Source organism: Yoonia maricola, assembly GCF_002797915.1.
GTDB lineage: Bacteria > Pseudomonadota > Alphaproteobacteria > Rhodobacterales > Rhodobacteraceae > Yoonia > Yoonia maricola.
The window spans coordinates 1514287-1529940 of the sequence record NZ_PGTY01000001.1 but is presented as its reverse complement, the minus strand read 5'-3'; the positions used below and the strand labels follow the sequence as shown (position 1 = coordinate 1529940).

Sequence of the window (15654 nt, the reverse complement as noted above, 5' to 3'; positions counted from 1 at the left end):
GGCACCCTCCGCGTTGGCGGGGTGCCAGCAGTTTCAGGCTGCGGTGTGTACCAGCATCGCTTCGGTCATAAGATCGGATATTTGCGTATAGGCGGCCACCCAGGCGTCGGTTTCGACCTCCGTCAAACCGCCCGGCATGTGTTTTTCCAAAGCAAAGATCAGCGCGTGCCCCACTGGCGCAAAATGCTCGGGCTTTGCGCCATAGCTGACGTGCCGCCGTGCCAATCCGATCACCGTATCCGCTATCAGCGGAAGCTGATGCAGGTTGTTGACCACCGCGCCCAGCGTTTCCGACAGTTTCACCCGTTGTTCTGTCATATCCTCGGCAAAGAACGGGCGCACACTTGGCGCTATCCGAAACAATTCGTCGTAAAAGGTCGCCGACAGGGCTTCGTGAACAGGGTAGATCTGCTGAAAACTGTCTTTGACGGTTTCGATCTGATTGGGGGTCATGCCACTGCTCCTGCGCCGCTGGGCACATGCTGGCATAAAAACCTTTAGAATGTCTTTCCATGGCTCTACTCCGCGGCAATGGCTTTGGGTTTCGGTTTGGGCGTGGCGCCGTGCTCGTACTCCTCAAGAAAATCGAGGACTTCTTGGCGATAGGCGTAGTAATCGGGATGCTCGAGCAAGGCTTTGCGGGTCCGTGGGCGCGGCAGATCGACATCCGTGATCTTGCCGATGGTCGCCTGTGGCCCATTGGTCATCATCACAACGCGGTCAGCCAGCAGGATCGCCTCATCCACGTCATGGGTGACGCAGATTGCGGTGACTTTGGTCCGCGACCAGACTTCCATCAATACCTCTTGCAGCTCCCAACGAGTCAGGCTGTCGAGCATGCCGAAGGGTTCATCAAGCAGCAGAAGTTTAGGAGAGAGCGCAAAGGCGCGGGCGATGCCGACGCGTTGCTTCATGCCATTGGAAAGGCTCGCGGCACCTTTATCCATGCTATCGGCAAGGCCAACGCGTTCGAGATAGTATTCGACCACATCCTGCCGCTCGGCCTGGCTGGCTTTTGGGTAGACTTTATCGACACCAATCGCCACGTTTTCCTTGGCCGTCAGCCACGGGAAGAGGTTGGGTGACTGGAAAACAACAGCGCGTTCAGGGTCTGCCCCCTCGACATTCCAGCCATCCAGCTTGATGGCACCCTTTGAGATTGGGTTCAGACCGGCTGCCATCGTCAATACGGTAGACTTGCCGCAGCCGGAGTGGCCGATAAGTGAAACGAATTCACCCTTGTTGATCTTCAGATCAAAGTCCTCGACCACAGTGAGTGGACCCTTTGGGGTCGGATACACTTTGTGCAGGGCCGAGAAGTTGAGGTAACGCTCTTCAAGCCCACCTTCCTGCGCCTTGGCAACAGCTGCAGGGACGCTGTGGATCGGTGTGACCTTTGGCAGCGTCTTGGTGCCTTCGACTTTTGCGGCAATACCCACATCCATCAGGTAGGTGGTGACCTCGGCGCGCAATGCCTTGAACGTGGTGTCGTTATTCATCGCAATGCGGTCGCGTGGACGGGCGATGTCGACTTTGAATTCACTGCCCAATGTCCCATCTGGCTTCAACGCGATGATGCGGTCGGCCAGAATGATCGCTTCGTCCACGTCATTGGTGATAAGAACGCAGGTTTTCTTGTCTTTCTCCCAGATCGCCTCGATCTCGTCCGCCAGATTGGCCCGCGTCAGCGCATCAAGTGCGGACAAAGGTTCGTCCAGCAGTAGCATTTCTGGATCCATCGCCAAAGCGCGGGCGACGTTGACCCGCTGGCGCATCCCACCCGACAATTCGGCAGGGCGGCGCGTTGCAGCGTGGCTGAGCCCGACCATACCAACGTAATGATCGACCTTAGCGGCACGTTCTGCCTTTGGCAGGTCAGGGAACATCGTATCGACGGCAAGCGCCACGTTCCCGTTAACTGTCAGCCACGGCATCAACGAATAGCTTTGAAAGATTACCCCACGCTCGCGCCCCGGTTCAGTCACAGGTGCACCTTTGTAAGTGACAGCCCCACTGCTGGGCTGCTCCAACCCAGCAATCAGATTGATTAACGTGGTTTTCCCTGTGCCCGAGAAGCCAAGGAGGACAACAAACTCGCCCTCTGCGACGTCAAGGTTGATGTCCTTGAGAACCGGCGCTTCACCATAGCTTTTCGAGACATTTTTAAGTGAAAGAATGCTCATCTGGATCACCGGTTATTTGAGAAAGTGAACATGGATTGCAGAGCATACATGACCCGGTCCAACAGGAAGCCGATGATGCCGATGGTGAAGACGGCGACCATGATGCGGGCCAGTGACTGGGACGACCCGTTCTGGAATTCATCCCAAACGAATTTGCCAAGACCGGGGTTCTGCGCCAGCATTTCAGCCGCGATCAAGACCATCCAACCCACACCAAGCGACAGACGCAGACCTGTAAAGATCAGCGGCAAGGCAGAGGGCAGTACCAGTTTGGTGATCTTGGTATAGGTATTCATTTTCAATACGCGAGACACACTGACGAGGTCTTTATCGATGCTGCTGACGCCAAGCGCCGTGTTGATGAGCGTGGGCCAGAGCGAGCAGAGCGTCACTGTGATGGCCGAGATCAGAAATGATTTCGAGAACATACCATCATTGGTGGTGTAGACGGCAGAAACAATCATTGTAACGATGGGCAGCCATGCCAGTGGCGAAACTGGTTTGAAGATTTGAATAAGCGGGTTGAGAGCGGCGTTTGCTGTAACAGAAAGGCCAGCCGCAATGCCCAGTGGGATGGCGACCACAGAGGCGATGAGAAAGCCAAAGAAGACCGTTTTGATAGAGGTCCAGATTTGATCGTAGTATGTAGGCTTGCCGGTATAGATACGCTCACGTACGCGGTCTGCATTGCCGTTTGCGATCAGCTCTGCATTGCGCGCCTCTTGGCGTTCGTAGAATGCGACAGCCCTTTCACCCTCGCGCAGCGCGTCTGCATGCAACACGCCGACCTGCTCCCAAACCTGAGACGGGCCTGGTACGGCGCCGAGGGATGTTTGGACTTTAGGCGCCAATGTGCCCCAAGCGATCAGGAACGCTGCGATGGCCAGCAATGGGACGCCCAGCAGTTGCCAGATTTCCTTGACCTGTGCGCGGGGATTATCCCCTGCGGCGGCTTTCAGGATGGGTGTCATCCATGACAGGCCAAAGACTTTGAACCATGCGTCAGCCTTGTTGATGCGTGTGAAACGGCGCGCGCGGCGGGCCTCAACGTCAAGTGTATCTGGGTCAATCGCGGTCATGGGTGTGATCCATTTGCTGCTTTGAAAGAAGGGTGGGCTGAAGCCCACCTTACGCATCCGCAAGGTGGGCCAGAGCGATTAGCCTTGGATTTCGTTGTCGACGACTGTTTGGCCGCTCTTCAGGCCAATTGGCAGGCTATCGATATAGGCGTTTGGTGTGCGCCCGTCGTAGCCGATCCCATCAATGATGTCGGCGGCAGGGGTCGCTTCTTTGAAGCCGTCGCTGTCCCAAGGGAAATCGGCCTCATTTGCCATACCTTCGTCGACTAGCATACGGGCCGCTTCAAGATAGATGTCGGGGCGATACACCTCGGCCGCGGTCTCAAAGTACCACTCATCCGACATGGTCTCAGGAATTTGGCCCCAGCGGCGCATCTGGGTGAGGTACCAGATTGCGTCAGAGTAGTAAGGGTATGTCGCGTTGTAGCGGAAGAAGACGTTGAAGTCAGGTGCCGGGCGCACATCGCCTTTCTCAAACTCGAAGAAGCCGGTCATCGAATTTGCGATCACGTCATAGTCAGCGCCGACATACTCAGAACGTGCGAGCATTTCGACCGCCTCGGGCCGGTTCGCATTGTCGTTTTCGTCCAGCCACATGGCTGCGCGGATCAGTGCTTTGGTCAGCGCCAGTGTGGTGTTGGGGTTCTCTTCGGCGAACTCATCTGTAATGCCGAACACTTTTTCAGGGTTGTTTTTCCACATATCATAGTCTGTGATCACCGGCACACCGATGCCCTTGAACACGGCCTGTTGGTTCCATGGCTCACCCACGGCGTAGCCATAGATTGTGCCCGATTCCATCGTGGCTGGCATCTGCGGTGGCGGTGTAACAGAGAGCAGGACGTCCGCGCCAATTTGGCCAGAAATATCCTGTGGGCTGTAGTAGCCGGGTTCTAGACCACCCGCAGCCAGCCAGTACCGGATTTCGTAGTTGTGGGTGGATACGGGGAAGACCATACCCATGTTGAAGGGAATACCTTGATCTTGGTAATCTTCAACAACAGGCGCCAGCGCGCTGGCGCTGATCGGGTGCTGTGGGCGGCCGTCGTCCATGAGGGGGACATTAGGCTTCATTTCTTCCCAAATTTCATTGGACACGGTAATGGCATTCCCGTTCAGGTCCATCGAGAAGGGTGTAATAATGTGCGCCTCGGTGCCGTAGCCAATAGTCGCAGCCAAAGGCTGACCGGCCAGCATGTGTGCGCCGTCAAGCTGTCCGCTAATCACGCCGTCCAGTAGAACCTTCCAGTTGGCTTGCGCTTCGAGCGTGACGAAAAGACCTTCGTCTTCGAAAAAGCCTAGCTCATAGGCGACGGCCAAAGGGGCCATGTCGGTGAGTTTAATAAAGCCGAATGTTAATTCGTCCTTTTCAAGCTCTAAAAACTCGGCAGAGGCAGTGGTGGCGAGCAGACTGGCACTCGCTAGCATCATGGCACGCATTGTATTCATACTGTAATTCCTTTTCCCAAGCCCCAAAGGGCAAAAACATAAAAGCCGCTCGTTTAGTTCACGGAGGAGGAGATCCGTGTTCCAAACGAGCGGCTTTGCTCTTTGTATGATGCGTGAACCGACAGTGGTTTGCGCATATATGAAGGCGTCGATGCCCTTTGAAATGAAATTGGGGGATGGCCGGCTGCAACGCAATTTTAAATCGGCGTTATCGATATCTTTTGCGCTGCAATGCAGAAACTGCCTAAGAATTGGTCAGAAATTCAGGTGAAATCGAACATGCTGCCATCAAAGAAGGCATCAGGGGCAAGAATCATATGCCCGTGCGTCGAGGCAACAGCCGTTTCAAACTTCAACGATCCTTCGATTTTTTCGGATGCGCCGGGCAAATCAGCGCCAATGCCATTCAGATGCTTGCGATAAAGGTCAGAGCGGAAGCATTGCTTGGCCCGTGCAATCCCATCCGCATCTGCGCCAAGCTGTTTTGCGATCCACGCGGCCTGACTGCGCCAGGGAAAGTTGGCGGCGTATTTGTGGAACTGCAAGAATCGCTGCACGGCAACAGGCGGTTGGCCAAGTCCCGGCGTCAAATGGCCCGTCACCGCAGGATCAATCAATTCGGGCGACAAATTCAAATGTTCACTGCGGCCCAGAATTTCGATGGCCAATGGTTTATTCTGTCGCGCATCAAGCCATTTGGCAGCCCCATAGACGGCCCGCATCAGTCGGCGTACGGCATCGTCGTTTTCGGCAATCCAGTCGTGGCGGGCGGCCAGTACCTTTTCGGGGGCGAATTTCCACACATCGCTGCCTGTCATCATCAACTGCGCGACACCGCGCTGCACAGCGACGCTGCCCCATGGTTCACCCACCCAGAAAGCATCGACATGGCCTTCTGACACAGCATCGGCCATGCGTGGTGGTGGAACAGTGATTTCTTCGATCTTGAGCGCGGGCACGGTTGCCGTCCAATAAGATAGCAACAGCCGATGCATGGCATAGTGGAATGGCACCCCGATGCGCAGCGGTCGGTCATCTTCATATGCGGCGATACATTCTAACAGGGCCTTTGCATCACCAAAGGGAATGTCGCCAAACGTAGTTGCCAAAGCTTTTGACGCCCCAAATACGGTCCCGTTGACCGAAAGGACCATGAGGGTGTCAATTTGGGCTGGAAGCCCGCCAATGCCCATCGACATCGCAACCGGCATGGGTGAGAGCATTTGTGCAGCATCCAGATGCCCCAGTGCCAGCATGTCCCGTAATGCCGACCAAGACGGCTGGCGGATCAGGTTCAGCTCCAACCCTTCTTCTGCGGCAAAGCCAAGCTCTTTGGCGATGACCAACGGCGCGCAGTCGACAAGCGGCACATATCCGCAATTCAGCACAATCCCTGTCATGAAAGAAGATCCGCTGCCGTGACAAGCGCATTTGCGACCTCGATCACCTTACGCCCTTGGTCCATCGCGGTCTTGCGCATCAGGCTATAGGCTGCGTCCTCGGACAGGCCGCGCTGACGCATCAAGAACCCTTTGGCGCGGTCGATTGTCTTGCGGTCTTCCAGCGCCTGCTTGGCTGCGTCCAGTTCGGATTGCATCTGACGAATGACCTTGAACCGGGCGATTGCCGTTTCCAGGACAGGTTTGATCCGGCCCATGGTCAGGCCATCAACCACATAAGCACTGACGCCTGCGTTCAGGGCGGCCTTGGTCAGTGTGTCATCCGTGCGATCAACAAACAGAGCGACTGCGCGCTTGTCGGTTTCTGAGGCGAGAGTGATATGTTCCAACGTATCGCGGTCAGGGTGGGCGAGGTCGATCAAGACAATATCGGGTGCAAACTCCTTGACCGTGCGATCCAGCGCTGAAATCTGGCCAAGCGCCTTCACATCGGTCCAGCCTGCGTCATTGAGCGCATCAACGATGTCGCGCACGCGCGCAGGGTCAGTTTCGACAACAAGAATACGGAGATTTTCACTCATGCTGCTGTCATCGCTGTCGCATTGAAGAAGGTCTATTTCCACTCTCGATTTTCAGTAGATGTGATATCGCGAAGTCTAAAGATTAAGCATCTGCCGCCCGATTGCCTGTTTCGTATGCAGCAAGACTGCCGTGCAACCAGAGACATGATGCTTTGCCGGGGGCGTATCGTGGCAATTCTTTGCTGATTGCTCAGTACGTTGTGTTGAGATTGCACCAAGGGGAACAGCTTGCCCGCTATGCGACATCATCAATGTTGCTGCCTTGCGCCATCTGTGGCATCACACCCTAAAAATACTGAACGAAAGAGTTTAGAGCGTGACTGATTATACCTCCCGCCGCACGATGATGGTCGATACGCAGGTGCGTCCTTCGGATGTGACCAAATTCCCGATTATTGACGCCATGCTTGCCGTACCGCGCGAGGCGTTTGTGCCGGATGCAAAGCGCGAGGCGGCCTATGTAGGCGAAAACCTGGATATCGGCAGTGGGCGTATGATGCTTGAGCCGCGGACATTGGCCAAGATGATCGATGCACTGGACATCCAGCCGCAACATGTCGTGCTCGATATTGCGTGCGGTCTGGGGTATTCGACGGCTGTTCTGGCGCATATGAGCGATTTCGTCGTGGCAGTTGAAGATGATGACGCCCGCGCGCAGGATGCGCAGTCGCTCTTGTCGCAACACGGTGCTGACAATGCCGCTGTCATGACTGGCGCATTAAACGAAGGTGCCGCGAAATCAGGCCCTTACGACATTATTATCCTGCAAGGTGGTGTAGAACAAATCCCGGCGGCGCTGTTGGACCAGCTTCGTGAAGGTGGTCGCATTGCCGCCGTCTGTGCCGAAGGCACGTTGGGCGTTGTACGGATCGGGCATAAAATTGATGGCGCGGTGAATTGGCGTTTCTCTTTCAACGCCAGCGCACCGGTTCTTGCAGGCTTTGAAAAGGACAGCGTCTTCGCGCTTTAAAAAGTCAGCGTTTGCACGAGGTTTCGCGTGCCAACTATAAAACAGGTAAGGGTATCGCATGATCAAACGTAAGGGACTTGCTACAATCGCTATTGTGCTGTCATTCGCAGCCGCACCGGCATTGAAAGCCGATACGCTGGCAGAGGCGCTGACTGCCGCTTACAATAACTCCGGTTTGCTCGAGCAAAACCGTGCACTGTTACGTGCTGCCGATGAAGGGGTTGCACAATCTGTTGCCGCGACGCTGCCGGTAATCAGCTGGTCAATTACCGCAGAACGCACACGCACCGAAACCGAGCTTACAAGCATCGCAACTACTGACTCGGTGCTTGCACTTATCTCGGCCAATCTGACGCTTTATGATTTCGGGGTGAACCGGCTTGGGATTGATGCGCAAAAAGAGGTCGTGCTTGGTACAAGGCAGACGTTGCGCGGGATCGAACAGGATGTGTTGCTGCGCGGCGTTCAGGCTTATATGTCCGTGCGTAGTACGGGTGAATTCGTGCAATTGCGTCAAAACAACGTGCGCGTCATCACGCAGGAATTCCGCGCGGCACAGGACCGCTTTGAAGTTGGTGAAGTCACCCGCACGGATGTGGCACTGGCAGAAGCCCGTCTTGCTGCTGCACGCAGTGAACTGGCAAGCGCCCAAGGCGATTTGGCGCAGGCAATTGAGGAATATCAAGCCGCTGTGGGGCGCGCGCCGGGCGGTCCGCGTGCTGTCAGCCCTGCACCTGTGTCACGGACCATTGATGACGCCAAAGCATTTGCCGTCCGCAACCACCCCGACATTTTGGAAGCGCAGCACACTGTTTCTGCGGCTGAACTCAATATTTTGGGCGCAGAGGCAGCAAAGCGACCGACTGTAGGGTTGGAAAGCTTCGTTAGTGTAGATGAGGAATCAAACAGAACCGCACAGGTGGGGGTCAGCATCAGCGGTCCTATTTATCTGGGTGGTTCACTCCTAAGTCAGATCAGAGAAGCACAGGCCAACCGTGATGCTTCACGGGCATCTTTGCTTCAAACAACGATCGCGATTGAGCAAGAAGTCGGGAATGCCTTCGCATCACTGCAGGTCGCACAGGCATCACGTCAGGCGTCGGAACAGCAAATCAGAGCAGCACAGGTTGCCTTTGATGGTGTTCGCGAAGAGGCAACCCTTGGCTCACGGACAACATTGGAAGTGCTAAACGCTGAGCAAGAGCTTTTGGATGCGCAAACAAACCGCATCGCGGCACAGGCGTCAGAGGTGATTGCCTCTTATGCGCTCTTGTCGGCGATGGGGCTTTTGACGGCGGATCACCTCAACCTCCCGGTCCAGCAGTATGACCCATCCGAGTATTATAATCTGGTCAAAGATTCCCCATCAGCGCTGTCATCGCAGGGGGCCGCACTTGACCGCGTTCTGGAAGCTATCGGAAAAGACTGACGCCGCAGTTGTCCGGTTTTGTGCTGTTCGCTAAAGTTTTGTTACTGAGTGAGAATTTGGGATGAACGGGATGTCCAAGATGGCGCCAACTGATGATATTGATGATCTCGTTTCATCAGTGCGTGATTTCGTGTCGCACAAAGAGCCGTCGCGCACACGTTCGCGCATTCTTTTGGACCGGCTTATCCTGACGCCCGAACAGCGGGTGCATGATGACGAAATTGCGACAGCGCCAGTAAATACAGGCATTGCATATACTGCACCTGCCAGAACCGCCCCTAACCTGCCGCCGGTAAAACGGTTCGATAAATCCGGTCTGGAAGCCACGATTGCCGAATTGGAAGCGGCGGTAACCACGCAATTTGATGACTGGGAGGCGGACGAGGGCGAAAGCTTTGGCAAAGCGGCCTGGGCCGAGAGCGCGTTCCCGACATCGGTGAACGATTCGGCACGCGAGGCTGTGAAAGCCGTCCAAATGGTAGATACGGCCACATTGCATGATGCAGATGCGCCACAGTCCTCCGATACGCAAGAAACCGCTGAACCTGCTTTGGATGCCGCGATTGAAAACCTGTCTGACGCTGATCAGGGTGCGCTGGCCGCGTCAGTGATGTCGGGTTTCGATGAAGAGGCATTGCGCGCCCTCGTCGTAGAAATTGTTCATGATGAGTTGGGCGGTGAGTTGGGCGAACGGATCACGCGCAACGTGCGCAAGATGGTGCGTCGCGAAATCAACCGCGTCCTGACCAGCCGTGAGATGGGCGAAGGCTAGCCCGCTAGCGTCAGTAACTGATGAATGTCCATGTGAGCTTCCAGGTGATCTGCAAGCGCATCAAGTGTGTCTTCAATACTTTGCGTGTAATCATGCGCGGTGACTGGTTTTCCGATGCTTGCAAGAAAAGCCGCTCGAAACGCATCTGCAGCAAACAACCCGTGCAGATAACACCCCATAACCTTTCCATCCGCTGACGTCGCACCTTCGTTGCGTCCATGAAGTGACAGCCACGCCCTGTTGCAATCAGGCCCTTCGGTCATGCCGATATGGATCTCATAACCGCTCACCCGGTCACCCGTTGCCAGATAGGTTGCCTCAGACAGCGCCAGCCGTTTATGTGGCACCATTACAGTGCGGACGTTCAGCAAACCAAGGCCGGGCACGCGCGCGGGCGCGCCTTCGATCCCGTCGTCATCAATGATCTCTGTCCCCAGCATTTGATACCCGCCACAAACGCCCAGCACATGGCCACCGCGGCGCACATGTGCGGCAAGATCAACGTCCCAGCCCTGCGCTCTGAAATGGGCCAGATCAGCGATGGTCGATTTAGACCCCGGAATAATCACCAGATCAGCGTCACCTGGCAGGGGGCGTCCTGCCTCGATAATCTCAACCGTGACATCCGCGGTGGCTGTCAACGGATCAAGGTCGTCAAAGTTGGCGATACGGTTCAGGCGCGGCACGGCGATTTTGATTGCACCACCTTTGCGGCTGGCAATGTCCATCACGTCTTCCGCAGGCAGCTTCCACGCATCGGCAAACCACGGGATAATCCCTAACGGCGTCCAATCCGTGCGCGCGGCGATGATGTCCATGCCTTCGGCAAACAGCGTGGTGTCACCACGAAACTTGTTGATGGCAAAACCTTTGATCAATGCCTCATCTTCCGGTGGCAAGACCGCATGAGTACCGACCAATTGTGCGATAACCCCGCCCCGGTCGATATCGCCAACCAGAACGACGGGGACATTGGCGGCAGAGGCAAACCCCATGTTCGCAATATCACCGGCACGCAAGTTTACCTCTGCGGGGCTGCCAGCGCCTTCGACAATCACCAGATCGCGATCTTTGCCTATGCGGCGAAAGCTGTCCAGGACAGGTGGCATCAGCTTGGATTTCTGCTTGCCATAGTCGCGCGCTTTCATCGTGGCAAAGCGTTTACCCTGTACAATAACTTGTGCACCGATCTCGGACTCTGGCTTCAACAGGACGGGGTTCATATCCACCAAGGGGTCCAACCCGCAGGCCATCGCCTGCAGCGCCTGCGCACGTCCTATCTCACCCCCATCGGCGGTCACGGCGGCATTGTTGGACATGTTTTGTGGCTTGAAAGGGGCCACCGACATGCCGCGTTTCACGCATGCACGCGCAATGCCCGCGACCAGCATGGATTTGCCCACATTCGAGCCTGCGCCCTGGATCATGATTGCTCTGGTCATTGCGGTTCCCTTCGCTAACTTCATAGGGGCGCGAAGGGCGCGGGGAAAGACCATGAACACGCCAGCGCATCTGATTTTCGGACTAACGGCATTTGGCAAAGCCGGACGACCCGCCGTGACGGCGGCGGCGCTGGCGGGCGCGCTGATCCCGGACTTATCACTCTACCTGATGGCAGGCTGGCATTTGCAGGTGCTGGGGACATCGCCAGAGGTTGTTTTTGGGCAGCTTTACTATTCGGATGCGTGGCAAAGCATTTTCCGGATCGACAACTCGATCATTCTGTGGGGGATCCTATTGACGCTTGGTGCGATGCTGCGGTCGCCGGTGTTGATTGCGCTTTGCGGTGCGGCCCTGCTCCATCTTGGCCTCGACTTTTTGTTGCATAATGACGATGGGCGGGCGCATTTCTGGCCGTATAGCAACTGGGTCTTTCAAAGCCCTGTCAGCTATTGGGACCCTGATCACTACGGCAATATCGTAGGCGCGATGGAAGTTGGGCTGTCATTGCTGTGTTGCGGCGTTCTTATTCGCAGGTTCACAGGTTTATGGATGCGTGTTTTCATTGTCTCACTAGGATTAGCGGAGTTTGCCCCCTTCATTATCTTGGCGATCATGTTTTCGGGCGGCTAAACAAAAAACGCGGCCCTCAACGGGGCCGCGTCTTTAGCGCAAAGCTCTAAGTTACTTTATGCAGCGCGCGCTTCTTGCTCGGCCGCATTGCGGCGTTCGCTTTCTTCGCGTGATAGGGCCACAGATGTACGGACACCTTTGCCGACGAATTCCATCAGGCCACCAACAACCCGCTCGTTGGGGTCGATACCGGCACATGACAACACTTCACGGCCATCGCGCGAACGTGCCCAGCGTGCAATCTGCTCTGGGCCGTTGCCGTATTTTTTGTCGTCTGCAATTGCATCATCAAGTGCAGCCAATACCACAGCTGCGAAGAGCTTGCGGGCACGGTTGCCTTGTTCATTGTTGAAGGCAGTACCGTCGACGAAATCTCTCATCATGCTTCCCTTTTTATTGCTCTTGTAGTTCCCGCGTGAGGGCCTTTATGCCTGTTCTTGTCTGATTCGGGGGTTCTCTTTTGGAATGGCAGCCATGCACATGGCGCATGGCTCACAAACCATAAAACACATTAACCAGTTGAACTTGCCAGACTCCCACCGCAGCGATATAGGCAGCGCTTAGACACCATTCAACCTTTGTTAAGCAAATAAGGCGCTTTGACCCATGCCCAAGATTAACGGTAACGAAATTCGCCCAGGGAACACTTTGGAGCATGAAGGTGGCCTTTGGGCTGCTGTAAAAGTTGACCATGTGAAGCCGGGCAAGGGTGGCGCATTTGCGCAGGTCGAGCTGAAGAACCTGCGCGACGGCCGCAAATTGAACGAGCGTTTCCGCTCTGCCGATAAGGTTGAACGCGTTCGGTTGGACCAAAAGGACCAGCAGTTCCTGTTCGAAGATGGTGACATGCTGACCTTCATGGACAGCGAAACTTATGAACAAATCGCCCTGCCTGCCGATATTTTAGGCGATCGCCGCCCTTTTTTGCAGGACGGTATGATCGTACAAATCGAGTATTATGGGGAAGAAGCGCTTAACGTCAGCCTGCCGCAAAAAGTCACTTGCAAAGTGGTTGAGACAGAGCCTGTGGTGAAAGGCCAGACGGCGGCGAACAGCTTCAAGCCCGCAACGCTCGACAATGGTATGCGCGTGATGATCCCACCATTTGTCGGGCAGGACGAAGATATCGTTGTGAACACCGAGACATTTGAATACGCCGAGCGCGCGTAGGGCTATTGTAGGCGTGTGAGGGTTGCATCACCTGCCTGCATCTCGCCATTGGCCCGGTCGAAGCGCAGGAAGGCGAGGGCCTTCTTACCTGAGATGGTATGCAACGTGCCAACGGGCTTGCCATCTGCCGTAATCGCATCGCCAGGGGTGGCAGCACCATTTATGGCGACCTGCCCCAAACCCTTCTTGAGCGTCGTCTTATGCTTCATCCGGGCGACGATCTCTTGCCCGACAAAACAGCCTTTCTTGAAATCCACGCCGTTCAGCGCCTCAAAACCGGCTTCGAGGACATAAGTGTCGCCGGTCAGTTCAACGCCTGTTTGCGGGATCAGGTAAGTAACCCGGATCGCATCCCAGTCGGTGTTGTCGCTGATGTCGGTGTCGCCGTAAGCCCGCCAGCCCATCGCGTCATGGCGCGGGTCCTCGAGTGCGCCTTCGGGTTTAACACCGGTCCCGCGTGAAACGATCAAATCGGTTTCCTCAATAGTCACAGCCGCCCGCAGCCGATACATCATCAGGCGCTGTCCCAGCGTTTGCGCATGTGATGCCGCCACATCGATCAACAGCCGATCTTGTTCCCCAATCACAAAAAAGTCTGCGATGTATTTGCCCTGCGGCGTCAGCAAAGCCGTGTAAATGATCGCCCCATCGGCCTTGGTCACATCATTGGTGACCAAACCTTGCAGGAAGGCGATACGGTCATCGCCGCTGATGGAAAGAACGCTGCGTTCAGGCATCACTTTGGCTTTCTTTTTGCGAAAACTGCAGGCGGTGCAGGTCCGCGTAGATCCCACCGCGTGCCATCAGCGTATCATGATCACCCTGATCGACAACGCGCCCCTGATCCATCACGACAATAGAATCTGCGTTACGGATGGTGGACAAGCGATGCGCAATCACAAGTGTGGTGCGCCCGGTTGAAAGTTTTTCCAGCGCTTTTTGCACAATCGCTTCGGACTTGGTGTCAAGCGCGCTGGTTGCCTCATCCAGCAACAAAATCGGCGTATCGCGCAGCAAAGCGCGCGCGATGGCGACGCGCTGCCGTTGACCGCCCGACAGGTTCGATCCACGCGGGCCAGCCGGGCTGTCGAGCCCGTCAATAAGCGACGGTAGAAAATCACTGACGTGAGCGGCATCCAAAACGGATTTGAGGTGCGCCTCGTCAACGTCGTTGCGACCGAGCAAGATATTGTCGCGCAGGGTTTCATCAAAAAGGGCGGCATCTTGTGTGACCACCGAAAAAAGGCCGCGCAGATCCGCAAGTTCAAACTCTGTAGTGGCGGCATCGTTCACCCGGACGGTGCCTGCGCTTGGCTCAACAAGCCGGGTCAACACGTTGAAAACCGTGCTTTTGCCCGCCCCTGATGCGCCCACCAATGCGGTTGTCTTGCCTGCTTCTGCGGTAAAGCTTGCTCCACGCAAAACGGGTAGTTCGCCATAGTCGAGAGATACGTTTTCAAGTGCGATCTTGGGCGATCCTTGCGGCACTGTCTTAGGCTGGGCAGGTGACAGGATGGTGGGGTGCAGGTTCAGCACATATTGCAGCCGTTCCACACTGGCCGCTGCCATCTGCCACTGCCCGCTCATCAACCCCAGACGGCGCAGCGGGTCAAAGGCCAGCGACATGGCCGTAAAGAACGCCATGAATTCCCCGTTTGTCTTTTCGCCGGAAATAATCTCGGCCCCGCCGTAAAGCATGACACCCAGAAAGCCGATCCCGGTCATGATGTCGATCAAGGCGGGCACTGCAGCTTGACCATAAGAGGTGCGCATACTGGCTTTGACGCCTTTGCGGATCAGCTTGTCATAACGCTGCGCCTGATAAGTCTCCAACGCGTTCAGCTTGATGGGATTAATACCATGAAACACCTCGTCCAGACGGGTTGAGACATTTCCTGCAATCTCGCGGGCATTGCGAGAGCGGCGGCGGATGTAGGCCTGCACCAGCAAAGACGGCATGATTAAAAGGGGGATGCCAACGATAGCAATCAACGTCCATTGCCAGTCGATCCATAACGCCACAGCCAGAAGGCCAATCAATGAAACCAGATCGCGCGAAACAGCCGTCAGCAAGCTACTCCAGACACTGTTGATCACGTTGACATCGCCCTGAACGCGTTCGATCAACTGACCGGGTGGATGGATTTGAAAGAACCCACTGTCGAGTGACATCAGATGTCGCAACATGTGCCTACGCATCGAAGCCGCGGCAAGTTGTTTGATCAGGGCCATCAGAATGCGCTGACCAGAGGACGTCAGCGCGCGCACAAAGAAGATGCCCATGATCGCAAAGCCCACAAAGTAGAGGGCGTTTTCGTCGCCCGCGCTGAAGACGTCGTCAAACATTGGCTGGATCAGGCGGCTGATCAGGGCCAGCATGGAGCCTTCGATCATCATCAAGACGACGGCCCCAACCAAAAGCAGCTTGTGCTCTCGCAGGTAATCGCGCCAAAGCCAGGCAAAAAGCTTAAAAGCTGACTGGTCTTTCTCAGAACCGGGTTTTGGAACGGGAGGGGGCATCAACGGCCTTTTGCAAACTGTGCTTTGC

The 15654-nt window shown here is 55.7% G+C and carries 15 protein-coding genes; 5 read left to right on the top strand and 10 right to left on the bottom strand.

Annotation, left to right across the window (positions count from 1 at the left end; all coding sequences use genetic code 11):
• Positions 1–33: 33 nt before the first annotated feature.
• The 6 genes from BC777_RS07735 to BC777_RS07710 all read right to left on the bottom strand — a co-directional run bounded on the left by BC777_RS07735 (position 34) and on the right by BC777_RS07710 (position 6692).
• Positions 34–453 (bottom strand): globin domain-containing protein, encoded by a 420-nt coding sequence (locus tag BC777_RS07735; protein WP_168769104.1) that lies wholly within the window; start codon positions 451–453, stop codon positions 34–36.
• Positions 454–518: 65 nt separating this feature from the next.
• Entirely contained in the window at positions 519–2183 is a 1665-nt protein-coding gene (locus tag BC777_RS07730; RefSeq protein WP_211095336.1) for an ABC transporter ATP-binding protein, read from the bottom strand.
• Positions 2184–2188: 5 nt separating this feature from the next.
• Entirely contained in the window at positions 2189–3262 is a 1074-nt protein-coding gene (locus BC777_RS07725; protein ID WP_100368051.1) for an ABC transporter permease, read from the bottom strand.
• 78 nt (positions 3263–3340) lie between these two features.
• On the bottom strand, positions 3341–4693 hold the full coding sequence (locus BC777_RS07720; RefSeq protein WP_375342421.1) for a CmpA/NrtA family ABC transporter substrate-binding protein: 1353 nt from the start codon (positions 4691–4693) through the stop codon (positions 3341–3343).
• A 281-nt stretch (positions 4694–4974) separates the two neighbouring features.
• The gene (locus tag BC777_RS07715) at positions 4975–6111 is read right to left on the bottom strand and encodes a CmpA/NrtA family ABC transporter substrate-binding protein (protein ID WP_100367506.1); all 1137 of its coding nucleotides are present in this window, start codon (positions 6109–6111) and stop codon (positions 4975–4977) included.
• Positions 6108–6692, bottom strand: a complete 585-nt coding sequence (locus tag BC777_RS07710) for an ANTAR domain-containing response regulator (protein ID WP_100367505.1) — start codon at positions 6690–6692, stop codon at positions 6108–6110. Before BC777_RS07710 ends, BC777_RS07715 begins: the two co-directional genes overlap by 4 nt.
• Before the next feature lie 316 nt (positions 6693–7008).
• Here BC777_RS07710 and BC777_RS07705 point away from each other — a divergent pair, with 316 nt between their 5' ends.
• The 3 genes from BC777_RS07705 (at position 7009) to BC777_RS07695 (ending at position 9863) form a co-directional block, all read left to right on the top strand.
• A complete protein-coding gene (locus BC777_RS07705) occupies positions 7009–7662 on the top strand; it encodes a protein-L-isoaspartate O-methyltransferase family protein (RefSeq protein WP_100367504.1) in 654 nt (217 codons plus the stop codon).
• 58 nt (positions 7663–7720) lie between these two features.
• The gene (locus tag BC777_RS07700) at positions 7721–9091 is read left to right on the top strand and encodes a TolC family outer membrane protein (protein WP_100367503.1); all 1371 of its coding nucleotides are present in this window, start codon (positions 7721–7723) and stop codon (positions 9089–9091) included.
• Positions 9092–9170: 79 nt separating this feature from the next.
• Positions 9171–9863, top strand: a complete 693-nt coding sequence (locus tag BC777_RS07695; protein WP_133122530.1) for a hypothetical protein — start codon at positions 9171–9173, stop codon at positions 9861–9863.
• Here BC777_RS07695 and BC777_RS07690 read toward each other — a convergent pair.
• On the bottom strand, positions 9860–11305 hold the full coding sequence (locus BC777_RS07690) for a cobyric acid synthase (RefSeq protein WP_100367501.1): 1446 nt from the start codon (positions 11303–11305) through the stop codon (positions 9860–9862). The genes BC777_RS07695 and BC777_RS07690 overlap by 4 nt on opposite strands.
• A gap of 52 nt (positions 11306–11357) precedes the next feature.
• Between BC777_RS07690 and BC777_RS07685 the strand changes: the two genes are divergently transcribed.
• Entirely contained in the window at positions 11358–11936 is a 579-nt protein-coding gene (locus BC777_RS07685) for a cobalamin biosynthesis protein CobQ (protein WP_100367500.1), read from the top strand.
• A 56-nt stretch (positions 11937–11992) separates the two neighbouring features.
• Here the strand turns inward: BC777_RS07685 and BC777_RS07680 are convergent, their stop codons facing one another.
• Positions 11993–12316, bottom strand: a complete 324-nt coding sequence (locus tag BC777_RS07680) for a DUF6280 family protein (protein WP_008230719.1) — start codon at positions 12314–12316, stop codon at positions 11993–11995.
• A 226-nt stretch (positions 12317–12542) separates the two neighbouring features.
• Here BC777_RS07680 and efp point away from each other — a divergent pair, with 226 nt between their 5' ends.
• A complete protein-coding gene (gene efp / locus BC777_RS07675; RefSeq protein WP_100367499.1) occupies positions 12543–13106 on the top strand; it encodes an elongation factor P in 564 nt (187 codons plus the stop codon).
• A gap of 2 nt (positions 13107–13108) precedes the next feature.
• Here the strand turns inward: efp and ygfZ are convergent, their stop codons facing one another.
• Together ygfZ and BC777_RS07665 are read right to left on the bottom strand one after the other, a co-directional pair.
• Positions 13109–13843 (bottom strand): CAF17-like 4Fe-4S cluster assembly/insertion protein YgfZ, encoded by a 735-nt coding sequence (ygfZ, locus tag BC777_RS07670; RefSeq protein ID WP_100367498.1) that lies wholly within the window; start codon positions 13841–13843, stop codon positions 13109–13111.
• The gene (locus BC777_RS07665; RefSeq protein WP_100367497.1) at positions 13836–15626 is read right to left on the bottom strand and encodes an ABC transporter ATP-binding protein; all 1791 of its coding nucleotides are present in this window, start codon (positions 15624–15626) and stop codon (positions 13836–13838) included. The genes ygfZ and BC777_RS07665 overlap by 8 nt, the downstream gene beginning before the upstream one ends.
• Positions 15627–15654: the final 28 nt, after the last annotated feature.